This is a genomic window from Pseudomonas rosaeacicularis, from assembly GCF_057128745.1.
Genome location: NZ_JBSKHT010000011.1, coordinates 225,618 through 249,002 on the forward strand (window position 1 = coordinate 225,618; position 23,385 = coordinate 249,002).

Consider the following 23,385-nt stretch of genomic DNA (forward strand, 5'->3'; position numbering starts at 1 on the left):
GCGTCGGCCGTTCTTTATTGTTCTGGCTGAATGTGTGTTGTGGCTGATGGCGTGTTTCGGAGCGTTGCCGGCTTTGCGCGTCACTAAAAAGCGTTCTTGTTGACGAAGCCTTTGAAGAGCGTCAGCAGGATGATTTTCATGTCCAGCCAAACCGACCAGTGCTCGATGTACTGCAGGTCGAATTCCACGCGTTTCTGCATTTTGTCCAGGGTGTCGGTCTCGCCGCGCCAGCCGTTGATCTGCGCCCAACCAGTGATCCCCGGCTTGACCTTGTGCCGCAACATGTAGCCCGAGACCTGCTTGCGGTACTGCTCGTTGTGCGCCACCGCATGAGGCCTTGGCCCGACGATGGACATTTCGCCGCGCAGCACATTGAAAAACTGCGGCAGCTCGTCCAGTGAGGTGCGCCGCAAAAAGGCGCCCAGCGGGGTGATGCGACTGTCGTTGCGAGTGGCCTGAGTGACCACGTCGCCGTTTTCCTGAACACTCATGCTGCGAAATTTCCAGACCATGATGGGCCGTCCATCCAGCCCGTAGCGGCGCTGGCGAAACAGCACAGGGCCTGGCGAGGTCAGCTTTATCGCCAGTGAAATCAACAGCAGCGGCAGGGCGATCAGGGTCAGGATGATGCTCGACAGCACCACGTCCTCGACGCGCTTGACCATGCTCCAGGCGCCATCCATGGGTGAGTCGAAAATACTGATGCTCGGCAGGCCGTTGATGCTTTCGCTGCGTGCATGCAACAGCTCGAACATGAACACATCGGGGATCACGTAGACCGAGGCAGTGGTGTCGCTCAGGCCCTTGATCAACTCCTGCAACCGCGCCTGGCTGTCCAGGCTCAAGGTGATGTACACCTTATCGATCCGGCCTTCGCGGGCGTCGACGATCAACTGATCCAGATCACCCAGCACCGGAATGCGGCGCCCGATGCGTGCCAGGTCCATCTGCTGCGGCTGCTCGTCGTAGAAACCCAGCAGATCAAGCCCCATCCATGGCGCGCTTTCGATGGACTTGGCCAAGCGTTCCCCACAATGTCCGGTGCCCACCACCGCCACCCGGCGAGTATTGAACCCTTGACTGCGCAGCCCATGCAGCAGGCTGCGAATCCCCAGACGGTAACCGCACAGGGCAACCAGGACACTGGCGAACCAGGTCATCTGGCCGTTATCGGGCATGTCAGCGTGATTGAGCAGCAGGTAATCCACCGACAACAGAATGACGAACGTTAGGCCCCAGTAATTGAAAACCTTGAGCAGCTCGCGAACGATCCGCTCGCCGCGCCAGGACCCGTACAACTGGTGGTATTCCCCCAGCCAATGGAAAACCATCACCGCCAGCAGGATCTGTGTCCACGTCTCCGATGTCATCGGGGTGTCGGTGACCAGACTCTGGCAATAGCCGCCCAGCACGATCACGGCCAGGTCCAGCAGACGATGAGCCACCGATAGCGACGATTGATGTGCCTTGAGGATGCCGCGTAAGGGGGTTCGCATGACGATGCTCGCTCAGACAGATTTGATCGGGACGACCCGGCCAGTCAGCTCGTTGCTGACCAGAACCGGCACGGCTTGTGGTTGGCGGTATTGCGCAGGGACACGTGCCTGACGCGCCATGCTCAAACGCACCTCGACAAACTGACGCATCTCGGTTTCAAAGCGCTCCTGGGAGAAACGCTCGGCGTTATTGCGGCACGCCTGGGCGGTGATTCGCGACTGCGAGGCTTCGAATTCCGTGACCGCTGCGACCAGCGATTCCACGGTCTGCTGTTGATAGAACACGCCTGTGGGCTGCGGATGATCCATGCCGCAGACGGTTTCCAGCGTGCCGCCCTTGCCGTACGCGATCACCGGGGTGCCGCAGGCCTGGGCTTCTACCGGGCTGATGCCGAAGTCTTCTTCGGCGGCAAAGACGAACGCTTTGGCGTTGCGCATGTGCTCCAGCAATACCGGGAACGGCTGGTAGCCCAGCAGGGTGACGTTGGGTGCGTTGATCGCTTTGGCCTTCTCCATTTCCGGGCCGTCGCCGATCACGATCAGGCGCTTGTCGGGCATGGCGGCGAAGGCTTCGATGATCATCGGCATGCGCTTGTACGGCACCATGCGCGAGGCGGTGAAGTAGTACTCCTGCTTGTGCTCTTGCAGGGTGAAGCCTTCGGTGTTAACCGGCGGGTAAATGACTGTGGACTCGCGGCGGTAGGCTTTGGAAATGCGCCCGCCGATGAAGTAGGAGTTGGCGATGAAATCATCGACGCCTGCGGCAGTGCGCTGATCCCACATGCGCATGTAGTGCAGGATCATCCGCGCGACCTTGCTCTTGAGGCCAACGGCCAGACCGGCTTCGTTGAGGTATTGATGCTGCAGGTCCCAAGCGTAACGGATGGGCGAGTGCACATAACTGATGTGCACCTGATCCGGACCGCACAGCACGCCTTTGGCCACGGCATGGCTGCTGCTGATGATCAGGTCGTAGCCGGACAGGTCAAGTTGCTCGATAGCCATCGGCATCAGCGGCAGGTAGCGCTGATAACGGGTCTTGGCTTTTGGCAGGCGTTGAATAAAGGTTGTTTTAGCGACTTTGCCACCCAGATGGGCGCGGTCTTCGTCACTCAAAAAATCGATGACGGAAAACAAGTCCGCCTCGGGCCAGATATTGATCAGCGAAGCCAGTACCCGTTCGGCACCGGCGTAGGTCACCAGCCAGTCATGGACGATTGCAATTTTCATTGGAATTCTCTGCATTAGCGGCCGAAGAAATGCCCCTGTACGCCGAGCCAAGCTCGCGAGGGGCGTCCCACTTCCTGTGATTGCGCAGGCGCTACTTCAGACGCGCACGGGCTGCGTCTTGGCGTTGCGGTCGTTGAGGCGTTTACCCAATTGGATAAAAGGTGTTTCGATCAAACGGAAGCTCAGGTGGGCAACACCCAGCGTCAGTACGGTGGCAAACAGCGCGTTGATCAGCGCCGAGGCGCCGGTGGGTTCGAGCAAAAACTGGCTCAGCATCAACATCGAGGGGTGCAGCAGATACAGCGAGTAACTCACGGCCCCCAGCCACACCAGCGCCGGGTGATTGAGACGTACGCTGCGGGTCAGCAGCAGGAAACTGCTGATCGCAACGAAGTACGTGAACAAGTAACGGCCCCAGGTTTCGCCGGTGCCCATGTCCTTGCTGTACGCCATGATCAGCGTGGGCGGCAGCAGCACGGTGAAACCGACCAGCAGCAGCACCAGGTTGCGTGTGAGCTGGCGGCTGTGTTCACCCAGCAGCCACTGACGCCAGACCGAGCCGAAAAACATCAGCGACAGGGCCAACGGCAATGCCACGGGCAGCTTGCGTTCGGTCACCGCGCGGACCATGCCCATGGCCAGCGCCATCAGCAGAAACACCAGCGCACAGCGGCTGCGAAACGTCAGGTCGTACAGCTTGCCGGCGACGAATAACGTCAGGCACAGCGCGTAAAACACCACTTCGATGAACAGCGTCCAGTACAGCCCGATCACGTCATCAAAGCCCATGGCCGCTTGCACCATGGTCAGATTGGCGATGATTTGCGGCCAGCCCGGAAACTCTGCGCCGGTCAGTCTGAGCATCACCAGAAACACCAGCAATGACAGCCAGTACGCGGGGTACAAGCGCATGAAGCGCGAGATCAGAAAACGTCGCGGCCCGTCAGGCCCAGGCTTGAGACTGAACGGAATCACTACGCCGCTGATCATGAAAAACCACAGCACCCCAAGCTTGCCCGGATCAATCAGGTAATCGAGCACCCACACATGCCCGATGATCGGTGCGTACAGGTGAGTGAACACCACCATCAAGGCGGCGATGCCTCGCAGTGCATCAAGATAGGCCAGACGTTTCATGCCAATGCCTCACAGCTTGCTCGAAGAAGATTCGCGCTGCAGGGTGTCGCCGCTGTTGCTTGTGCCGCGCCGATCCATGGAGGCGTTGATCAGGGTGTCGATGCGCTGCGAGACACGCCGCGCTGACTCTTCCCAGGAAAACCGGGTGACGTTGCTCAAGCCGCGCCGACGCAGTGACTGGCGCAGCGGCATGTCAACCAGGATGCGTTCCATCGCGGAGGCCATGTGGCTGACGTCCAGCGGGTCGAAATACAACGCGCTGGCTTGCAGCACCTCGGGGATGGACGCCGCGTTGGCCGCCAGCACCGGGCAGCCGCACGCTTGAGCTTCCAGCGGCGGGATGCCGAAACCTTCGTACAACGAAGGGAACACGAACGCCGTGGCGCCTTGATACTGAGCAATCAGTTCGCTGTCGCTGAGCCGCCCCAGAAAGCGGATTCGCGAGTCGCGGGAGGCCAACCGTTGCAGGCTTTCATCGGCGAAGATCTCGCTGGCGGCGCCGACGATGTGCAGCTGCAGATCATCGTGGTTGCGCAGCATCAGAAACGCCTGAATCATCCGGTTGAAATTCTTGTGTGCGCTGGGCGATGACACGGCGAGCAGGTAGTTGGCGCCGTCCTTGATCGGCGGCCCCGGTTGGAAAGCGCCGCTGACAGCGTTCGGCACGACCAGGATTTTCTTCTCCGGGTAGCGGTAGAACTGGGAAATCTCGCCCTTGGAAAAATTGCTCACGGTCAGCAATGTCTTGATTCGCGAGAGCATGATCGGGGTCATGGTCCGATACAGCAGACGGAACGAGCGGGTGTAGCTTTCCGGGTGGCGCACGTAGGTGATGTCGTGGTGCGTGGCGATCTGGTTGCCGTACAACAACGGGGCGGTGCTGCACAGAGAGATCAACAGTGGGCTGCCATTGCGCCGCAGGTACAGCGGCAGGTCCAGTTGTTCCCACAAGTGACCGCGGTGGCTGCCAATGCACTGCACCTCCAGCGCCTTGGCACTTTCGTGCATCCTGATGTCATGGGGCGCCACGAAGACTACGTCATCGCGCAGTTGCTTGAGCGCAAGGCAAGTCTGTTCGGCAAAGCGCTGGACACCGCGCAGTTCCTGCGTGAGAAAACGTGCATTGATCACAATCATCGGGTTCGACCTGTTGTAAAAGTGATGGGTCGTTTCAAAAGCTTTGGGAGCGCTCGACCAAAACGTCGCTCCTGGCATCAACCGCACTTGCTGGCGGGCATAGCCTCAGGGCAGGGCGAACAATGCCGGCCGTGTCCCCAGGCTGATAATTTTCGGAAACTCGTCGATGGGCACCTGCGCCGAACAGCGACCGTCGTTGCAGGACCAGGCAATACCGCTGTCCACCAAACCGTTTTGCGGATGCGCGGTGTCGATGTAATGCACGTTGCCGTGAAGTACGCTGCTGGCGTCGACCTTGATCGGGCGGGCCAGACCGGTGCTCCACGCCACCAGCACTTGCTCCGAACCCTTGCTGAAACGCAGCAGAAATTGCGAATCGGTTTCGCGGCTTTTCTCAGCGTCGTAACGAAATTCATGCAGCGTCGGGCTGATCGCTTTCAGGGTCAGGTACGCAGGTTTGACGCTGAGGTCCTGATTGAGCAGCCCGAAGTTCTGTTCCGGATCTTGGCGGTCGGCGCCGTCGTTGAGCAGGCCGTTCCACCACAAACCCTTGATATCCGGCAGCGTCTGGGCCAGGAAATAGCTGCGCGCCAGATAAGCCGATTGCAGTTGTTCACTGACCCCGCACTTGCCGTCGTTACTCGGCCAGCCCATCTCGGTCAGGTACAGCGGCACCGGGCGCGCGGCGATGGTTCGCAGGTCTGCGTCCACCCAGCGCAGCCAGGCAATCCAGCGCTCTGGCGTGTGGCGTTCTTCATAGCGGCAGTGCACATACGGGTGCAGCGACAGCCCATCGACGTGGTTGAGAATCCCAGACTCCACCAGTCGGTCTGCGAATCCCAGGTCCATACCCTGGCTGGTGACCGCGCCGGCCAGAATCATCATTGGCCGCTCATTGCTGCGGATACGCCGGGCACTTTCCTCGACCAGGAGGCCGTAGTCCCGGGCGAACGCGGGGTCCACCGGGTTTTCCTTGTCCCACTCATTCCAGACTTCGTAAAAATCCACGCTGTCGGTGAGTTGGCGCGTAACGAAATTGACGTAGTTGCCAAACGCTTCTCTGACCGCAGGTACGCGCGGTTTGGCGTAGTTGTCGTAGAACGGGCTGCCATAACCGAGCACCAACAGCGGGCGCAAATGATGTTCCTGCGCCTTGCTCAAATAAGCCTGCCAAGCGGGTTCAATCCTCATCAAGCCTCGCCTGGGCTCCGCGGTCGACCAATAGGCGTCGTCACGAACCGAGTCGACGCCGGCTTCTTCAAGCATCTGCAGCGCTTTGGCCGAGGTGGCGTTTTTGTTCATCAGGTGGGTATCGACGCCAATGATGAACGACTCTTCAGCGACTGCCGCACAGCTGAAAAACAAGCCCAGGAGGAGAACCATCAACGGTTGTCGTAACGTTTTCAGGTGCGTGTTGGGCATGGTGTGTCTCAATGAAGAGGCGCGGTCCGGAGCGCTTGCTCAGGTAAGTCTCGGGCCGTAGAAAAACGTCGGCATCGGCGATAAGGCGTTTGGGATTGAGCGTTTTGAACGGTTGAGTAGCGACCAACAAAGGACTGGTCAGACGATTTTGCTGGCGATCCTTGCGTCGTGGCGTGTGGTGTTGTCCAGGACGGTCTGGGCGAAGATGCTTTCGTAGCTGTCGAGCATCAGATCGACGCTGAGCAGCGCCGCGACACTGACTCGCGCTTGCTGGCTCAGGCGCTTGAGCAGCTCCGGTTGCTGGTGCAACTTGAGCATTGCCTGACCCAGAGAGTCCGGGTCGCTGGGGCTGCACAGCAAACCGTTGAGCGAGTCCTGAATGATTTCCGGCAAACCGCCCATGCGACTGGCAACCACCGGCACCGAGTGCGCGCAGGCTTCAACGGCGACCAGGCCGAAGGGTTCGTTCCAGATCGACGGCACCACGGCGACGTCGATCTGGTTGTAAAACACTTCGGGCTTTTGGTAGCCGACAAAGCTGATGTTGGGCGATGTCACCAACGCCTTGAGCCGCGCTTCATCATCGAGTTGGCCACGCCCGGCGATCTGCAGGGTCGCGTCGAACGGCAGGCGCTGGAATTGCTCGATCAACCAGCGCACGCCTTTCTGATCCGACAACGTACCCATATAGCCAAAACGCAGCGGCGCTTTATTCATCCGCAAATCAATCTGAAGCACCCGTGCCGGCGCGCTGCGCACTTGCGCGTAGGGGCTGGCGTTATGCACCACGTAACCCCGGGAGCCTTTGAAGTAACCGTGCTTTTGCAGCTTCTCGAGCATGTAGTTGCTGACCCCGACCACCGTCGACACTTGCGCCGAGCGCACGTCATGGCCTTTGCGGAACTGCTGGCAGGTGCCGCATTGCTGCTGGCAGCAGCGACCCTTCTTGAACATGTTGCTGCTGGGGCACATCAGGTACATGTCATGCAGCACCTGAACGATGGGCACGCCAGCAGCGGTGATTTCATCCCACACCGAGACTGACCAGCCCGCGAGGTTTTGGCACACCACCACGTCAGGTTGTTGCTGCTTGATTACTTGTTTGACGTACGCGCGCATCGCGCCGTTGTAGCGATCGCGCAGATGCCAGCCCAGGCGTGCCAGCCGTCCGGGCCGTTGCGAACTGAAATGCCAGAAGAAGTTGTGTAACCCGGCGCGGTAGACCTTGACCTGATTGACCATGTCGACACTCAGGCCGGCGTCGGGACCTGTGACCAGCACGCTGACTTCGCTGCCACGCTGTTGCAGCCCTTCGGCGGTGCGCTGGAGAATGATTTCCGCGCCGCCGCCGATATGAGGCGAATAGAGACTGCTGATAAACAGGATTTTCATAGCGGATACGACTGATTCAGACCCAATACGCCGGACTCACCGTCACGGATGGCTTTTTCGATCAGGCTCAGGCGCACTTCGGCGCCGCGTTGCTTGGCAATCAGGCGCAGCAAGCGAAAGAACACCCAGCGGTTGAGGCCGTAGAGCATCGAGGAATTGGACCAGATGTTTTTGTCGAACCAGGCCTGGTTGCGTGCGCCGTAATAGGCCCGCAAGTCAGAACCGCCGAGCAGGAAGCTTTCGTAGATGTTGTTGGTGTGCGCCTTGATGTTCCAGGAGTTTTCCAGGTCATCGAGCAAGGCATCCGGGACCAGGAAAATCCGCCCGCCGCCAGCAGTGATACGCCAGGTGTATTCGCTGTCGTCCGCGTAGAGCATCAGCGCGTCCAGCGGCAAACCGATCCGGCGATACAGATTGCGGTGCGCGAGCAAACCGCCGTAAGTCGCGAACGGCAGCTGCACCAGTGGCAGCTTTTTCTCTGGCTGCTGCGGCGCACCCCACGGCAAACGGCGCCAGATCTTGTACGGCAACTGGGCGATGTGAAAGCCGAAAAAACTGGAACGGCGCTGAATGGCAAAACGATTGGGCACGCCCGCGGCGATGTCGGCCTGGTGCGTGGGGCGGAAACCCAGAACCGCTGCCTTGTCTTCACCGTCGATGATTTTGCGCTCATCGAGCACGCTGTGTAGGGTGGCGATGGCATTGATGGTTGGCGCGTTGTCGTCGTCCATCAGCCAGATGTGCTCGGCACCTGCGTCGAGCGCCGCTTGAATACCCACCGAGTAACCTTTGGCTGAACCGGTGTTTTCGTGCAGGTAAATCACGCTGACCTGATCGGGCCAGCTGCGACGCAGGGTTTCCAGCGGCGCGGTGGAGGCGTTGCTTACAATGATCACCCGGTCGATCAACGGGCTTTCCAGCGAACGGCTGACCAGCGTGTGCAAGTAGTTGAAACGATCACCATAGGTGAGCGTCACCAAAGTCGTTTTGTTGGTCATGGTGAGTTCCGGGGCGAAGGGGGACGATCAACCGCGCGCAGGCACGGCCAACGGAAAGACGAAGTTGTGAATTCAGTTGTAGGAGCGCGTTTGCCCGCGAAGGCGGTATTGCCAGGCAAATCCCTGTAGGAGCGAACTTGTTCGCGAGACATCCTGGCTGACACACCACACCAGCCATCTCGCCAACAAGTTGGCTCCTACAGAGAGCTTGAAGGGCTAGGCCCGGACTTCAGCCCGCACCAGGCTGCTGACAGGTAGCGTCACTTTCTGCTCGCGCTGCAACAGATTGAGCAGGATAACGGCGCGTTCATCGCCATCGGCAGTGAGGAAAATGGCTTCCACATCATTGAAACCTTCGGCGGTAATCCGCACCGCTTCACCTTCCTGAAACTGCACCTTGGGCACGGGGGCCATCAGGCGTTCGCGGATCTGATCGATCAGCGCGTCCTGCACCGGCACCGGCATGCCACCGAAGGTCACGATGCGCGCAACGCCACGGGTTGAGCGAATCGGGTACCAGTTGTCGTGGGTCTGGTCCATGCGGATAAACAGATAGCCTGGAAACAACTCTTCCTCGGCGGCGGCCCGCGAGCCACGCTTTTTCTCAGCCGCTTTCAACGGCCGGTAGCACTCGAAAAGCTGGCGCTGTAAATGCTCGGCGGCGCGGGCCTCCTGACGGGGTTTGGTCTGAATCAAATACCAACGCGCCGGGTTATTGGCTTGGGACATGTTCTTCACTCCACTGCAATCTGGTTTGGCAAGACAGAAGCGACGTCAGGATGTTGCGCCAATCCGGCCAGCAGGTCGGGTTCAGCCACGGGGCCATCCTTGTCCAGCGTGTAACAGCTCAGCAATTGCTGAACCTGTTCGACGCAGTTGAACATCAGCACATCAATAATCGACAGATTGGCGACGAATGGTTGCCTGAACTGCCGGTAGACCACCGGATCCATCCGGAAAAAACGTACCAACAGTCGGTTGCGCGCGAAATGATCGCGGTCATATAACACCGATCCGCCTTCAGGGTTGATGAAGGTCGTGGCCTGAAAGGTGTGAGCGATGCGGATGATGCGTTCCTGCTTGTCCGCAGGCTTGCCCAGCATCAAGTCAGAGCCTCGCATGATCGGCGTGGAGATGTGTAGATAAGCACACATTTCCCGAATCGCATGTTCGGTGTACAGCGCAATATTCATCTGCGGAAAGCGGATCAACCGTTCGATCAGCGGCATCACCTGCGCAAAGTAAGGCGCTTTGATATAGCAGTAGGTGATGAGGGCGATCAGGCGTTCGGCCTCCTCGTTGAAGTTGTCGCACAGTTGCCGCTGGTTGATCGGCAACTGATAGCGATCCTTCTTGAGCGGGAAGGTGATCAGCTTCGCTTCATGGTGATGCAGTATGCGATTGCGATTGACCCAGCCTGAACGGATGTACTGCAGATCGTCTCCCAGGACAAAGACGTCTGCTGCGGCGATGAGCTGGAAATAGCCCAGGTAGGGAAAAAGGTACGGCTGCATCACTGCAATGGTCCTGGCCATTTGGATCTCCTTGTGGTGTTGCTGCGCTCTGAGGTTGTGAAGAGTCTTGGCGGGCCAAGGGTCTTATTTGCGAACGGTGGAGTAGTCGTAACCGTAAGCGGCGCAGTCGTAATCGGCGGTAGAGGCCTTGCGCAGTACACCGTTGAAAATTGCACCTTTGATGACAATGCCGTTCTGGCCGAGACGACGTTTGCACGCCTCGATTTCCTTGGCGGTGCTCAGACCGAATCGCGTCACCAGCAAACAAGTGCCCGACTGACGACCCACCAGGGCGGCGTCAGTGACGGCGAGGATCGGCGGGGTGTCCACCAGCACCAAGTCGTACAGCGGTGACAAATCGCTGATCAGCTTGTTGAAGTTGTCGTGCATCAACAGCTCCGACGGGTTAGGCGCCGCGAAACCGCAGGAGATGAAATCCAGGTTGCGCACTTCGGTGTGGTTGATCACCTCGTTGCTCTTCAAGCGGGCGGCCAGCGTGTCGGACAAACCGTGCTTGGGCGTCAGGTTGAACACCTTGTGCAGGTAGCCTTTGCGCATGTCGGCGTCGATCAGCAATACGCGTTTGCCGGTCTGGGCAATGATCACTGCCAGGTTGCTGGAGACGAACGATTTGCCCACACCCGGCGTCGGGCTTGAGATCATCAGCACGTTGTTACGCGCTTCGAGCATCGCGAAATGAAGGCTGGTGCGCAGGCTGCGCAGCGATTCGATGGCCAGCTCCGTTGGCGCGCTGACGCTGAGCAGTTTCGAATCCTTGGTGGCGCGACCATTCTGGGTGTTCTTGTCCATGCGCTCTTGCTGACGCGAGAACGGCAGCGACGCATACACCGGCATACCGAGGTTTTCGATCACTTCAGGGTTGTCGACGCCACGATAGAACGCCTGGCGCACGAACACAGTAGCCACTGCGAGCAACAGACCGACGAGGGTGGCGATCAGCACGATGATTTTCTTCATCGGCTTGGCCGGGTCCTCGACATTGGCGTCGGCGTTGTCGATGACCCGTACGTTGCCGATGCTGCCGGCGCGCAGGATGTCCTGCTCCTGGCTCTTGTCGAGCAGCAGGGTGTAGGTCTGCGACGTCACTTGCATGTCACGGGTCAGGCGCAGCAGTTCCTGTTGAGTAGCAGGCAATGCTTCGATCTTCTTCAGCAAGCCCTGTTTCTGCGATTCGATCTGCCCGATCTGGGTGATCAATGCGCGATAGGTCGGGTGCTCCGGGGTGTACAGGCGTTCGACTTCAACGCGTTTCATTTTCAGCTCAGACAGGGTGCCGTCCAGTTTGACCACCTGATCGAGCACTGCTTTGGTCTCGATGCTCAGGTCAACCGACTTGGCGCTGGTCTGGAAGTTGTTCAGCGCGGTTTCCGACTGCTCCAGTTGCTTGCGCACGGCAGGCAACTGGGAGCGCAGGAACTCAAGGCGCTGAGCGGCTTCGGCCGAGCTGCGCTCAACGTTCTGGCGCACATACAGACGGCTGACTTCGTTGAGAATGCGTTTTGCCAGAACCGGATCTGCGTCCTGAATCGTCAGATAAACGATCCCGGAATCCTTGCCGGCTTCAGCGATTTTCAGTCGGTCCTGATAGTCCAGGGCGGCGGTCAGGGTGCGTTGCTTGATCACCGTGAACTCAGTGTCTGGACGCGCATTGAGCGTGGCGACCTGAATCTTGATGCCGTTGCTTTCAACCATCTGGTTGGTCGCGCCCTTGAGCAGCAGGTTGTGATCCTGGTCATACAGCGAGAAATTGCCAGGTTTGCCAGCGACCAGAGTCAGCTTGTCGCCTTGCAGCGCCTCGGGCACTTCGAGCTGGAAAATGTCGAGTTTCTCGCCACCCCAGGCGTAGCTGTTGAGACCGAACATAGGTTCGGCCAGCGCGCCTTCGTGATCAGGCTTGAACCTGCGTGCCATGTAGCTGCCGATGCCCGGTATGTAGTTGGGCCTTTGCACGATGTTGAGTTTCAAGTCTTCGACGACTTTACCCAGCACGGCGCGGGATTTGATCAGCTCGATTTCAGTGGTCGCCTGGGACACCGACAGCGGCTTGCTGTTGACTTCAGTGCGACCCTCGATGCCGATTTTTTTAGGCTCGATCTGAATCATCGCGTTGGCCTGATAGATGGGCGTCGCGATGATTGCGTAGGTCAGCCCCAGGAGGGCACACACACCGACTATCGATGCAATCATTCCTTTGTGATCGAATAATGTGCGCAAGATAGTCGCCAAATCGATCCGGGAGTCCTGAAAGTCCTCCAGGGAAGTACGGTTCATGACGGTCATTTATCTTGTTTCTCCTGACTGAAGATAAGGAAGCCAGTCGTCGACGCAACGCGAAAGCTGCTCGTAGGTCTGTTCAAAGGCTAATTTCGGGCGCCGGTATGGGTCGGCTATTTCCAGGTCTTGCTGCCACTTGCCAATCAAAAACGTCTTGCCTCGAACCTCCGGGGCAAGCTTGAGCACGCTTTGCATCTGTCGGTGTTCCATCAGCAGGATCAGGTCGGCCTGGTGCAGCATCTGCACATCGACCTGGCGGCTGCGATGTTTGTGGGGGGGGATGTCGTTGACCTGCAGGACGGCCTGGGCAAGCGGGTCCATGGTCGAGCTGAGCATGGCGTGGGTGCCGGCCGATGAAATCATCACGCCGGACCCCGAAACACGATGCGCAAGCATCGCTTCGGCCATGGGGCTGCGACAAATGTTGCCGACGCAGACCACCAGAACGTTACTGAACATGACCTTTATTAAGCGTCGGCATCAGTCTCTTGCTGATGTTGGTACTGAAATTGAGCGCCACTTGCGACAGCGTAAGCACCTTGTTCTGCGGGGACATGGCTGAGAGCGAGTAGCCCACCAGTTGCGCCAGGAAGTACTCGTACAATTGCTGGTTGCCCAGGCGGTTGTAGTAGTTGGCCAGGGCGCCTGCCGTTTGCAGACTCATGTGCAGCTTGCGTTTGTTGGAGCGCATGGAGAACACGCCGCCAGCATGGAGGCGGTAGGCGGCGGGTTTGATTTCGCCGAGAAACTTGCCTTTGCCGAACGCCCCCAGCAGCGACCACCACACCAGATCATTGAGCGGCGCGCCTTCCAATTCTGCAGGCAGCCGGTCGAAGACATTGCGAAAGCAGGTGGTCAGTGTCGAGATCGGTCGCGCCTGCTGCAGTTCAAGCGCCGTGGCATCACCTCGTAGCTTGCCCTGCAATTGCACGCCGTATTGGCCGTTGGCATCGAAGGACACCGCATCGTGGTACGTGAGCACGTAATCGGGGTGACTTTCGAGAAAGTCCACCTGCAGCTGCAATTTGCGCGGGTCTGTCCAGTAATCGTCGGCTTCGCAGTACGCGATGTAGCGGCCCCGCGCCTTGCCGAACAGGCCCGGCACCGACGGCTTGCCTTGGGAGTACTGATTCACTTCGCTGTAGAAGGGGCGAATCAGATCCGGGAAGCGTTTGGCGTAGTCAGCGATGATCCGCGCCGTGCCGTCGGTGGAGGCGTCGTCGTTGATCAGTATTTCGAAGGCGAATGTCGTCTGCTGGGCCAGAAAGGCGTCCAGCGTCTGCGCTATGTAGTCTTGTTGATTGTAAGCCGGGCAGACGATGCTCAAGAGAGGAGCGGCAGGTTGCTCGGTTCGGGTCATCTTGCTAGTGGCATCCATGGCTCATGTACTCAATTTGCTGAACAGGACAGAAATCTTTGTCACCAGCGGTTTGTAGCTCGCGGCAACCACGATCAGGGTGATCAGCCCGCTTACGGCAAGCCCGAGGAAGGTGCTCAGGCGGTCCTGGCCGGCGATCATGCGAAAGACCGGCTCGCTGATGGCAAGGCCCACGCCAGTCATCACGCCGATGCGAATGACGTCGCGCAGCCATTCCCCATGAATGCCCGGTGCCAGCTTGTTGTGCACCACCGCAGGCCAGATCGCGAAGGAGACGGCGCGCAGGACAAACCAGGCAATCGCCGCACCCATCGCGCCGTAATAGTGAATCGACACGAACATCACCGGTACCGTGATCAGCGCAGATACCACGCTGTACCACATGTGCAATCGCATCTGGCCGTAGGCGTACTGCAAGTAGAACTGAAACGCGCTGGCGGCCAGGATTGCGCTGCCCAGCGAATACCACGGCAGAATCGAGCGACACCATTGCGCGGCGGCCTGATCGCCCGACCAGGCGTAAACCATTGAGTCGGCGTGCAGTGCAATCAGCGCTGCCAATGGAAACATGAAGGTGCAGATGAAGCGGTGTGCCGCCAGAAACAGCGCGTGCATGTCGTCGCGGCGACCTTCGGCCATCAACACCGTCAGGCGCGGCAGAAGCGTCTGCGCCACTGGGTTGCTGAGCATCATGATGCCGGTGGTGATCAGCGCGACCAGCGAAAAGTAGCCGTACTCGTGCAGCGGCAACAGTTCGGAGAGCAGCACTTTGTCGATCTGGGTCAGCAGAATCCACAGGATCGCAGCGCCTGACATGTTGGCTGCGAAGGGCAGAATCGGTTTCACCAACGCCCAGTCGAAACCGGTGTACCAGTTAGGCGTCGGCATCTGCTGGTAGGCCCGGCCGGCGAAGATCAGTGTTTCGATCACGCCCACCACGGCCTGGAAAACGAAAAAGTCGATCGGGTCTTGCGAATACACGCTCACCAGTAGCAAACCGCCGAAGTATCGCAAAGTGGCGATGATGACGTTGGCGGCGTTCAGCCAGACATGTTGCTCAAGGCCCTGAATCCCGCTTTTATAGAGCGTTGAATACAATCGCAGCGCGATGATGAGGCCCATCAGGCAGATGCAGTCGATCAGTGTCTGTGCGCTGAGCTGTTTGGCGTTGAGCCAGTGCACTGCGATCCATGCGCTACCCAGATACATCGCCAGGCAACACAGCGCAGCCAGCGGCAGGAAGATCATTTCAAACGAGCGCAGCAGTCGCCCCGTGCTGCGTTCGGCAGCCGACGTGCCTTGTTGATGAGCCACCGCACGAACCAGGCTGGGCGACAGGCCCGCGTCCAGCAATTGCAGCCAGGCCTGCATCACCGAGAAAAACCCGATCAGACCGTAGGCCTCGGCGCCTAGATGGCCGAGGTAGAACGGCATGATCAGGATTCCCACCAGTAAAGCGTAGGCCTGGCCTGCATAGCTCAACGCAGTGTTGCGTATGACTGAGCGCCTGGTTTGCATGGGGTCAGATAACCTGAGCGAGTGTGGGCACGTGGTACTGCGAACGTCCCAGGCTGCATTCGGCGATGATCGTATTGATCACGCGTTCCTGATCTTCGAGCTTCAAGCCTGGATAGATGGGCAAGCACAGCACGCGTTCGCTGAGGGCACGCGATGCCGTTTGCGCGGCCTGAGGTTGCAAATACTCCAGGGTGTCCAGCGACGGATAGAAGTAGCGACGCGGGTTGATACCGTTGGTGTTCAGCGCAGTGCGCACCCGCAACAGTTGCTGCTCGTCGGCCAGACCGATCGGGAAGTAGCTGTTGTTGAGCTCGCTGTCGGCCTCGGGCCGTTGCAGATCAACGTAGTCGCCAAGACGGCTGACGTAGCGCTCAGCGATTTCTGCGCGCTCCTGAAGAATGTTCTCGATGTCGTCCAGAATGCACAGGCCCATCGCCGCCGAGAATTCGTTGAGCTTGGCGTTGATGCCGATGCCTTCGATTTTGTCGACGTCGGCGATACCGAAGTTGCACAGCAGGTGAACGCGGCGGGCGGTTTCATCATCGTTGGTAATGATCGCGCCGCCTTCGATGGTGTGAAACAGCTTGGTCGCGTGGAAGCTCAAGGTGCTGATGTCGCCCCAGTCCAGCACCGATTTGCCCGCGTGACGCACGGCGAAGGCGTGGGCGCCGTCGTACACCACTTTCAGATTGTGCTTCTTGGCGATCGCGTCGATGCGTTCAACCGCGCAGGGGTTGCCGAACACATGGGTGCCGACGATGGCAGTGGTGTCCGAGACGATACGGCTTTCTATGTGATCGGGGGAGATGTTCCAGGTCTGCGCATCGATGTCGGCGAAGATCGGGCGGATGCCTTCCCACTGCAATGAGCTGCTGGTAGCGACAAAGCTGAATGGAGTGGTGACTGCGCTGCCGCTAAGGCCCAGAGCGCGATAAGCCACTTGCAGGGCGAGGGTGCCATTGTTGGTGAGAATGACGTGTTTGACGCCCAGGTAATCGCGAAGGCGCGCTTCAAGCTCACACACCAGCGGACCGTGATTGGTCAGCCAGCCACGGGAATAGATGCCTTCCACGTAGGTTTTGAACTTGTCGATATCGCCTAGATAGGTCTTGGTTACGTTAATCATCGAAGCCTCCATGTCGGACGAAGTGCGTAAGGCAGGTAGTGCGTAAATTCTGCTGGGTTAACCCTGGGTCGAAGCCGGGGGCTGACTGCCTGTTTTGTTGCTCAGGCGTCGAGCGCGACCCTGGTTGAACTTGAGGATCCAGCGCGTGGCCAGGCTTCCGGTGTGCGGGTCGCCGAAATGAAACAGCGCCGTTGCGCGCTTCACCTCAGGGCTGCACGCTTGGTTGGCATGCAGGGTTCGGTAACCCCAGAAGAAATAAATGTTGCCGGGTTCAAGCTTCAGCACATAAGGCTTGAGCCAGCCACGCTCCATACCTTTGCAAATCAGCGAGCGGGTGAACCGGTTTTGCAGCAGCGCCTTTTCCAGCACATTGAACAGGACCCATGAGCGCACCCCGCGAAGATTGGGGAACAGCATCAGGTCGCCTTGCTGCGCGCCTTCGGTGGGAATGAACACCGGGATAAGCGCAGTCACCAGGCTGGCGTCGTAATGAAAGCAATTGGATTCGCGCTGACCATGGGTGCCTTGTACGCAGCGCAACACAGGGAAGATTCGCTCGCTGGCGGCATCGCGTCTTGCCGCCCGGCGATAAAGACCGGCCAGCAAATGTTTGAGCCTTGGGTCGGCCCAGAACCCGGCGAGCAGACTGCCGGCGAGCATTTGTTCGCCGTGATACGCAAAATATTCGCCTTGATGCTGCTGCGCCTGGGCATCGGTCCAGGCACGCAATTGCTCAAGGTCGGTATCGCTGACGGCAGCGCTTAATTTTGCAAAACCTTGGGTATCGATTTCGTCAGCCAGGCGTTGAACCTGCTGCTCATCCGTGGCGAAAGATAGTGGCATTGCAATGAGCTCTCGAAGGTGAGTGGACAAATGCAGCCCGGATGTCGTGGCCGGTAGTCAGCTCGGCATCGCCGTGGGGGCGATCAGGCACGCTACCGCCCGAATCTGCAGATCCAGTGGGTCATTTCGGATGAAGCACCGAGTGCCAAGTGTTTGATTCGTCGAGCTTGTCTAACCGTTTTCAACTTGTGTCAGGCAAAGCTACCGCCACACCGAGCACACTCAGTAATTTTGAAAATTTCTTTTTTCCAACACGTTCCCACCGACGCAAGTGACGCGCCGTGTAGTAACTAATTTCGTTGGCAGAACGGAAAGGTAATAGTCATATGAATTCTGCGTAGCGCTCTTTGGCACTGCTGCATTTCTTGAAAACATTTGACATGCATATATATCGACGGCGGCGCTCTTTCTGTCAAATTATTTCGCCAACATTCTGTTAAGTTTTTGATAAACGGGATTTGTGCTTAGCTAACCTATTGATTTTAAAGGGAGTCAAAAAACCATCGCTGCACCGTAGCGGTGCGGTGACGCTTTTCAGCCGCTGCCACGGGCTGCGCGCTGGATACGCAAACCAGCTGAAAAGACGATTTTCCAACGTCAGAAGTTGGTCGCCTGCAGGCAGCAGCGGTTTTATGGCGCTCATTATTTGAACGTGAGCGAGTCATGGGTTTGAGAAGGTTTTTTTAGTTCCACGTATTAAAGAGGGTCGAGTGAAGTGGGATTAAAACTTCAAGTTCAATACTGGCTGCTTAAAACTTCGTGTATCCATCCGCATGAAACACACTTAAATGAGGGTGTTGCAAACAGTGGACTTAACATTGGCATCTCGTCAGTTTGAAAAGCCTGTGCCTGCTGCGAGGTGTCTACTACGTACCATAGCGTGTCGCGCGGTTGCTCAGGCGTGAACGCTGCTCCATTATCTGACCCGTGCTACGCAAATTTTCGGGCAGGAGATTCGATGAATACGCAGATCAAAACCAATGGAGTGGTGGCTGAACGTTTGGCGCAGGCGCGCGCCCTGATGAGTCGCGAAGGCATAGATGCATGGTTGGTGCCCTCCGCCGACCCCCATCTTTCCGAATACCTGCCGGGATATTGGCAGGGCCGGCAGTGGCTATCGGGCTTCCATGGCTCGGTTGGCACGCTGATCGTCACGCCGACTTTTGCCGGTCTGTGGGCAGACAGTCGTTATTGGGAACAAGCGAGCAAGGAACTGGCAGGCAGCGGTATTGAGCTTGTGAAATTGCAAGCGGGCCAGCCAGGGCCGCTCGACTGGTTGGCGGACCAGGCAGAAGCCGACACGGTCGTGGCCGTTGACGGTGCTGTGATGGCTGTAGCGTCTTCGCGCACCCTTGCCAGCAATCTCTATGCGAAGGGCGCGCGTCTGCGCACCGACCTCGACCCATTAACTGAAATCTGGCACGACCGCCCGGCCTTACCGGCTCAAGCTATATATGAACACACGGCGCCTCAGGCGACAGTGCTGCGTGCCGAGAAACTGAAGCGGCTGCGCAGCGCAATCAAAGAGCGTGGCGCCGACTGGCATTTCATCGCCACGCTGGATGACATCGCCTGGTTGTTCAACCTGCGCGGCGCGGATGTGTCTTACAACCCGGTGTTCATTTCCTTCGCGCTGATCGGGCCTGACGGCGTCAGCCTTTTCGTTGCGTCCGACAAGGTAGACAGCGCATTGCGCCAGACGCTGGAAAGCGAAGGCATCACATTGCGCGAGTACACCCAGATTGGCGCTGCGTTGCGCGAGGTGCCGACTCAAGCTCGACTGCTGGTGGACCCGGCGCGTGTGACCTGCGGCCTGCTCGATTACCTCGACAGTGAAGTGACGCTGGTCGAAGGTTTGAATCCGACGACGCTGTTCAAGTCGCGCAAGAGCGAAGGGGACACTGCGCACATCCGCCAAGCGATGGAGCAGGATGGCGCAGCATTGTGCGAGTTCTTTGCCTGGCTGGACTCTGCATTGGGCAATGAGCCTGTCAGCGAGTTGACCATCGATGAAAAGCTGAGTGCGGCGCGGGAACGGCGTCCGGGCTATATCTCACCCAGTTTTGCCACCATCGCTGGTTTCAATGGCAATGGCGCCATGCCGCACTACCGAGCAACTGAGCAAGAGCACGCGCAGATTGAAGGCGACGGGCTATTGCTGATTGATTCGGGCGGCCAGTACTTGGGCGGCACTACCGATATCACACGGATGGTGCCGATCGGTCAGCCAAGCACTGAGCAAAAGCGCGACTGCACACGCGTGCTCAAAGGGGTCATTGCCTTGTCCAAAGCGCATTTCCCCAAGGGGATTCTTTCCCCGTTGCTGGATTCGATTGCCCGTGCGCCGATTTGGGCGGACGGGGTCAATTACGGTCATGGCACCGGGCACGGGGTGGGCTATTTCCTGAATGTCCACGAAGGCCCGCAAGTGATCGCCTATCAGGTGCCCGCCACCCCGCAAACGGCTATGCAGCCTGGGATGATCACGTCTATCGAACCGGGCACCTATCGTCCGGGGCAGTGGGGCGTGCGCATCGAAAACCTGGTGATCAATCGCGAAGCGGGCAAGACCGAGTTTGGCGAGTTCCTCTCGTTTGAAACGCTGACCCTGTGTCCGATCGACACCCGCTGTCTGGACACAGCGCTGCTGACGCAAGAAGAGCGCAGTTGGTTGAACGACTACCATGGCGAAGTCAGGTCCCGGTTGAGTCCGTTGATTCAGGGCGCTGCGCTTGAGTGGTTGAACACCCGAACTGTGGCTATATAAAGCACAGCCTGATAGGTGGGTGTTAGGGCACGGTCTGACAGCCGTGCCCTTTTCATTTCATGCGCTCAAAGCCTCGCGAACAAAATCCATACGGTCCTGCCCGAAAAATAGCTCGTCACCCACGAATATGCTGGGTGCGCCAAATACGCCACGTTGAATCGCCTCGTCAGTGGTGCGCTTGAGTTGGTCCTTCACTTGTGAATCATTGACCCATTCGAAGACTTTCCCTGGATTGAAACCTCCTCGCTGCAGAGCGTCTGACAGTACTGACAGATCATTGAGGTCCAGTTGGTTTATCCAGAGCGCCTGGAACATGCAGTCGATGAACTCGATGAAGCGTTCCGGGTGCAGGCGCTGCACTGCGGTCACCGCACGCATGATGTTCAGGGTGTTGATGGGAAAATGCGGATTGAAATTGAGTAGCACGCCATAGCGGCGGGCGAAGCGATGCAAGTCAGTGATCGAGTAGCGTGCCTTGGCCGGCACTTCATTGGGGGAAACATTGCCCGTAGCTTTAAAGACGCCCCCCAACAACATCGGCTGATAGATCAGCGTGCTGGCGGTCTGTTCACAGATTCTGGTCAGCTGCGTGTAGGCGAGGTAGCTGGCCGGGCTGCCGACATCGAAATAGAACTCCACTGTCTTGGTCATCGCGTCCTTCCGTCTTGTTCTTATATAGAGAGGGAGTGGGAGGGGAGTTGCGTCACCAGCGCTCGTTCCACGGGCGCAGATCCAGTTCGAACGTCCACGCGTCCCTAGGTTGGGTGTGCAGGTACCAATAGTTGTCGGCGAGGTGCTCGGGATCAAGGATGCCGTCATCGGCCTTGAGTGCGTAACGCTCGGGAAACTGCGTGCGGATGAAGTCGGTATCGATGGCGCCATCGACCACCACATGGGCGACGTGAATATTCATCGGACCCAGCTCGCGGGCCATGCTTTGCGCCAGTGCGCGCAGGGCATGTTTAGCGCCTGCGAATGCGGCGAAGTTGGCAGCGCCGCGAAGGCCTGCTGTGGCGCCAGTAAACAAAATGGTCCCGCGCTTGCGTTTCGCCATTCTGATCGCCACTTCTCGCGCATTGAGAAACCCTGAGAAACAGGCCATTTCCCAGATTTTGAAATACTTGCGGGCGGTTTCTTCGAGGATGCTGCACGGCACGTTGGCGCCGATGTTGAACACGAACGCCTCGATGGGGCCGATATCGTTCTCGATCTGTTCGATCAGTGCCACGACGTCGTCTTCTTTACGTGCGTCAGAGGCAAAACCGTAGGCCTGGCCTCCTTCTTGGCGGATCGCTTCCACTAACGGCTCAAGTTTATCGGCGCTGCGTCGGGTCACGCATGCAATGTAGCCTTCTCGGGCGAACCGCCTGGCAATCGCGCCGCCGGTTGCATCACCGGCGCCAATGACCAGAACTACTTTGTTGTTATGGGGTTGGGCAGTCATAACGTTTCCTGTGATTAACGAGCGTTAACCGGATTGACGTTATGCAACGCTCCACCTTGCGTCAAGCGAGCCCACGCTGACAGATGCGGCTCAAGCGGTCGTCGGCCTGAGGAGCATGATTAAGGCGAGATTGGCTTCTTGCAGATGATGATCATGCTGCGGCTGGTGTAGCCGGCAGGATTGAGCCCGAACGGATAGTCGCCCGGGTCTTCTGATGCATCGCCGGATTTGGCGATGACCCGAAAGGTTTTCGACTCGCATGAACTGGTCGCCAGTTCGTAGCATCGGTCCCAGGAAGACGAGAGGCCGGAGCAATTGATATGAATGCCGCGCTTGCCTTGTTTTACTGGCTTGGAGGTGGCGGCGCACCCGGCTATAGCCAACGCTGCCAGCGTTATTACAATGTATTTCATTCTGTCCCTTACCTGACCGACGTATGCCGGTCAGCAACTAGCTTGAATTCGCGAGCCATGCCTAAGCCAACAACCGTGCCCGTTGCGAGATGCTTACAGCAGGATAACGGTGGTGTAAACATGGCCTAACAGCGTTACAAATGCTAGTGACATCGTGTAACGACAGCCATTTGCGGCTCAGTCGGGGCAGACCAGAACCGGTTGTGGTGAACGTGACGTCAGCGTTGCGCCGGCCGAAGCGGCGATAATTGCGAGGATCGCGAGCCACTGCATGAGTGAAAGGTGCTCCTGCAGAAAGATCAAACCCGACAGAGCGCCGATGGCAGGTTCCATACTCATAAGTGTGCCGAAGGTGCGCGCCGGAACTCTGGTCATCGCTATCATTTCCAGACTCAGGGGCAGAGCTGTCGAAAGAATTGCGAGACCGATGGCTGCCGGTATCAGCGCAGGATCGAACAAGGCACTGCCAGCATCGGTAATACCGATGGGGGCGACGCAAAGTGCGGCTATGAGGACACCCCAGGCCGAGGTCTGAACGCCATGTTGCGCGCCTGCCTTTTGGCCGAAGACTATATAGGCGCCCCAGCACACCCCAGCGCCCAAGGCATAGATGACTCCGAGCATGTCCAGGCTTTCGCTAGGGTCCATTGGAATCAGCAGTGCCAAGCCCGTCACTGCCAAGGCTATCCAGACAAAGTCGGCGAGCCTGCGGGAGTGATACATCGCAACAGCTAATGGCCCGGTGAACTCGAGCGCAACGCCGATCCCTAGGGGGATTCGGTTAATAGCCATATAGAAGAGCAGATTCATGGCGCCCAACGCCACGCCATATAGAACGATCATGCGCAGGGAACTGACAGAGAAGGGGGCGCGCCATGGGCGCAGGATCGCCAGCATTAGAACGCTGGCGAGTACGAGCCTGAGGGCAGTGGTGCCAGCCGCGCCAATAACGGGGAACAGGGTCTTTGCCAATGACGCTCCCGACTGGATGGACACCATTGCAATCAGCAGCAACGCTATAGGCTCTAATAAGGAGGAGGGGCGGCCGGTTTGTTGATTCATTACGGTATTGGTATCAGAGTGAACATGTGTGGAGGGCTATCATCCTCATTTACCCCGCTCTGGGCAATATAGTGCCCATCTCGCATAGTTTGAATTAAGTTCAAAGGATTTTAAAATACCTGTTGACGGCCCTGATGATCTGTCTATAATTCGCCCCACTTCCGGCGCAGACGAAACGGAAAACTTCTTGAATATCAAGTAGTTGGACGAAGT

20 protein-coding genes are annotated in these 23,385 nt (G+C 58.2%); 1 reads left to right on the forward strand and 19 read right to left on the reverse strand.

The genetic code is table 11. The features are described 5' to 3' along the window. Positions 1-83: 83 nt before the first annotated feature. The 15 genes from ACWKWM_RS16240 to ACWKWM_RS16310 form a co-directional block, all read right to left on the reverse strand. The gene (locus tag ACWKWM_RS16240) at positions 84-1,496 is read right to left on the reverse strand and encodes an undecaprenyl-phosphate glucose phosphotransferase (protein WP_483847110.1); all 1,413 of its coding nucleotides are present in this window, start codon (positions 1,494-1,496) and stop codon (positions 84-86) included. Between the two features lie 12 nt (positions 1,497-1,508). Further along, positions 1,509-2,726: a glycosyltransferase family 4 protein gene (locus ACWKWM_RS16245; protein WP_483847111.1), complete on the reverse strand. Its 1,218-nt coding sequence runs from the start codon at positions 2,724-2,726 to the stop codon at positions 1,509-1,511. Positions 2,727-2,822: 96 nt separating this feature from the next. Beyond that, positions 2,823-3,863, reverse strand: coding sequence for an acyltransferase family protein (locus ACWKWM_RS16250; protein WP_483847112.1), 1,041 nt, complete (start codon positions 3,861-3,863; stop codon positions 2,823-2,825). Positions 3,864-3,872: 9 nt separating this feature from the next. After that, complete coding sequence (locus tag ACWKWM_RS16255; protein ID WP_483847113.1) at positions 3,873-5,000, reverse strand: glycosyltransferase family 4 protein; 1,128 nt, start codon at positions 4,998-5,000, stop codon at positions 3,873-3,875. A gap of 105 nt (positions 5,001-5,105) precedes the next feature. After that, positions 5,106-6,422 (reverse strand): hypothetical protein, encoded by a 1,317-nt coding sequence (locus ACWKWM_RS16260; protein ID WP_483847114.1) that lies wholly within the window; start codon positions 6,420-6,422, stop codon positions 5,106-5,108. Positions 6,423-6,560: 138 nt separating this feature from the next. Beyond that, positions 6,561-7,814: a glycosyltransferase family 4 protein gene (locus ACWKWM_RS16265; protein ID WP_483847115.1), complete on the reverse strand. Its 1,254-nt coding sequence runs from the start codon at positions 7,812-7,814 to the stop codon at positions 6,561-6,563. Next, a complete protein-coding gene (locus ACWKWM_RS16270) occupies positions 7,811-8,812 on the reverse strand; it encodes a glycosyltransferase (RefSeq protein ID WP_483847116.1) in 1,002 nt (333 codons plus the stop codon). The genes ACWKWM_RS16265 and ACWKWM_RS16270 overlap by 4 nt, the downstream gene beginning before the upstream one ends. A gap of 216 nt (positions 8,813-9,028) precedes the next feature. Next, complete coding sequence (rfaH, locus tag ACWKWM_RS16275) at positions 9,029-9,541, reverse strand: transcription/translation regulatory transformer protein RfaH (protein ID WP_483847117.1); 513 nt, start codon at positions 9,539-9,541, stop codon at positions 9,029-9,031. Between the two features lie 5 nt (positions 9,542-9,546). Beyond that, the gene (locus ACWKWM_RS16280; RefSeq protein WP_483847118.1) at positions 9,547-10,347 is read right to left on the reverse strand and encodes a WbqC family protein; all 801 of its coding nucleotides are present in this window, start codon (positions 10,345-10,347) and stop codon (positions 9,547-9,549) included. Positions 10,348-10,410: 63 nt separating this feature from the next. After that, positions 10,411-12,627 (reverse strand): polysaccharide biosynthesis tyrosine autokinase, encoded by a 2,217-nt coding sequence (locus tag ACWKWM_RS16285; RefSeq protein WP_483847119.1) that lies wholly within the window; start codon positions 12,625-12,627, stop codon positions 10,411-10,413. After that, positions 12,628-13,080 carry a low molecular weight protein-tyrosine-phosphatase gene (locus ACWKWM_RS16290; protein WP_483847120.1) on the reverse strand — a complete coding sequence of 151 codons (453 nt, stop codon included), beginning with the start codon at positions 13,078-13,080 and terminating at the stop codon, positions 12,628-12,630. Beyond that, a complete protein-coding gene (locus ACWKWM_RS16295) occupies positions 13,070-13,999 on the reverse strand; it encodes a glycosyltransferase family 2 protein (RefSeq protein ID WP_483847121.1) in 930 nt (309 codons plus the stop codon). Before ACWKWM_RS16295 ends, ACWKWM_RS16290 begins: the two co-directional genes overlap by 11 nt. Positions 14,000-14,002: 3 nt before the next feature. Continuing rightward, the gene (locus ACWKWM_RS16300) at positions 14,003-15,517 is read right to left on the reverse strand and encodes a lipopolysaccharide biosynthesis protein (protein WP_483847122.1); all 1,515 of its coding nucleotides are present in this window, start codon (positions 15,515-15,517) and stop codon (positions 14,003-14,005) included. Between the two features lie 4 nt (positions 15,518-15,521). Beyond that, a complete protein-coding gene (locus tag ACWKWM_RS16305; protein ID WP_483847123.1) occupies positions 15,522-16,643 on the reverse strand; it encodes a DegT/DnrJ/EryC1/StrS family aminotransferase in 1,122 nt (373 codons plus the stop codon). A gap of 57 nt (positions 16,644-16,700) precedes the next feature. After that, positions 16,701-17,486, reverse strand: coding sequence for a hypothetical protein (locus ACWKWM_RS16310; RefSeq protein ID WP_483847124.1), 786 nt, complete (start codon positions 17,484-17,486; stop codon positions 16,701-16,703). Positions 17,487-18,444: 958 nt separating this feature from the next. On the opposite strand from ACWKWM_RS16310, the gene ACWKWM_RS16315 reads away from it, so the two are divergent. Beyond that, positions 18,445-20,253, forward strand: a complete 1,809-nt coding sequence (locus ACWKWM_RS16315; RefSeq protein WP_483847125.1) for an aminopeptidase P family protein — start codon at positions 18,445-18,447, stop codon at positions 20,251-20,253. 57 nt (positions 20,254-20,310) lie between these two features. Here ACWKWM_RS16315 and ACWKWM_RS16320 read toward each other — a convergent pair whose 3' ends face one another. The 4 genes from ACWKWM_RS16320 to rhtA form a co-directional block, all read right to left on the reverse strand. Next, entirely contained in the window at positions 20,311-20,904 is a 594-nt protein-coding gene (locus ACWKWM_RS16320) for a 2-hydroxychromene-2-carboxylate isomerase (protein WP_483847126.1), read from the reverse strand. Positions 20,905-20,956: 52 nt separating this feature from the next. Then, complete coding sequence (locus ACWKWM_RS16325) at positions 20,957-21,697, reverse strand: SDR family oxidoreductase (RefSeq protein ID WP_483847127.1); 741 nt, start codon at positions 21,695-21,697, stop codon at positions 20,957-20,959. 119 nt (positions 21,698-21,816) lie between these two features. Beyond that, positions 21,817-22,110 carry a hypothetical protein gene (locus tag ACWKWM_RS16330; RefSeq protein WP_483847128.1) on the reverse strand — a complete coding sequence of 98 codons (294 nt, stop codon included), beginning with the start codon at positions 22,108-22,110 and terminating at the stop codon, positions 21,817-21,819. A gap of 177 nt (positions 22,111-22,287) precedes the next feature. Continuing rightward, the gene (gene rhtA, locus ACWKWM_RS16335; protein ID WP_483847129.1) at positions 22,288-23,172 is read right to left on the reverse strand and encodes a threonine/homoserine exporter RhtA; all 885 of its coding nucleotides are present in this window, start codon (positions 23,170-23,172) and stop codon (positions 22,288-22,290) included. Between the last annotated feature and the right edge of the window lie 213 nt (positions 23,173-23,385).

Coding starts and splice junctions, on each gene's coding strand:
- ACWKWM_RS16290 (WP_483847120.1), bottom strand. CDS start 13,080: ATGTTCAGTAACGTTCTGGTGGTCTGCGTCGGCAACATTTGTCGCAGC.
- ACWKWM_RS16265 (WP_483847115.1), bottom strand. CDS start 7,814: ATGAAAATCCTGTTTATCAGCAGTCTCTATTCGCCTCATATCGGCGGC.
- ACWKWM_RS16255 (WP_483847113.1), bottom strand. CDS start 5,000: ATGATTGTGATCAATGCACGTTTTCTCACGCAGGAACTGCGCGGTGTC.
- ACWKWM_RS16320 (WP_483847126.1), bottom strand. CDS start 20,904: ATGACCAAGACAGTGGAGTTCTATTTCGATGTCGGCAGCCCGGCCAGC.
- ACWKWM_RS16330 (WP_483847128.1), bottom strand. CDS start 22,110: ATGAAATACATTGTAATAACGCTGGCAGCGTTGGCTATAGCCGGGTGC.
- ACWKWM_RS16310 (WP_483847124.1), bottom strand. CDS start 17,486: ATGCCACTATCTTTCGCCACGGATGAGCAGCAGGTTCAACGCCTGGCT.
- ACWKWM_RS16240 (WP_483847110.1), bottom strand. CDS start 1,496: ATGCGAACCCCCTTACGCGGCATCCTCAAGGCACATCAATCGTCGCTA.
- ACWKWM_RS16305 (WP_483847123.1), bottom strand. CDS start 16,643: ATGATTAACGTAACCAAGACCTATCTAGGCGATATCGACAAGTTCAAA.
- ACWKWM_RS16325 (WP_483847127.1), bottom strand. CDS start 21,697: ATGACTGCCCAACCCCATAACAACAAAGTAGTTCTGGTCATTGGCGCC.
- rfaH (WP_483847117.1), bottom strand. CDS start 9,541: ATGTCCCAAGCCAATAACCCGGCGCGTTGGTATTTGATTCAGACCAAA.
- ACWKWM_RS16300 (WP_483847122.1), bottom strand. CDS start 15,517: ATGCAAACCAGGCGCTCAGTCATACGCAACACTGCGTTGAGCTATGCA.
- ACWKWM_RS16260 (WP_483847114.1), bottom strand. CDS start 6,422: ATGCCCAACACGCACCTGAAAACGTTACGACAACCGTTGATGGTTCTC.
- ACWKWM_RS16295 (WP_483847121.1), bottom strand. CDS start 13,999: ATGGATGCCACTAGCAAGATGACCCGAACCGAGCAACCTGCCGCTCCT.
- ACWKWM_RS16285 (WP_483847119.1), bottom strand. CDS start 12,627: ATGACCGTCATGAACCGTACTTCCCTGGAGGACTTTCAGGACTCCCGG.
- ACWKWM_RS16315 (WP_483847125.1), top strand. CDS start 18,445: ATGAATACGCAGATCAAAACCAATGGAGTGGTGGCTGAACGTTTGGCG.
- ACWKWM_RS16270 (WP_483847116.1), bottom strand. CDS start 8,812: ATGACCAACAAAACGACTTTGGTGACGCTCACCTATGGTGATCGTTTC.
- rhtA (WP_483847129.1), bottom strand. CDS start 23,172: ATGAATCAACAAACCGGCCGCCCCTCCTCCTTATTAGAGCCTATAGCG.
- ACWKWM_RS16280 (WP_483847118.1), bottom strand. CDS start 10,347: ATGGCCAGGACCATTGCAGTGATGCAGCCGTACCTTTTTCCCTACCTG.
- ACWKWM_RS16250 (WP_483847112.1), bottom strand. CDS start 3,863: ATGAAACGTCTGGCCTATCTTGATGCACTGCGAGGCATCGCCGCCTTG.
- ACWKWM_RS16245 (WP_483847111.1), bottom strand. CDS start 2,726: ATGAAAATTGCAATCGTCCATGACTGGCTGGTGACCTACGCCGGTGCC.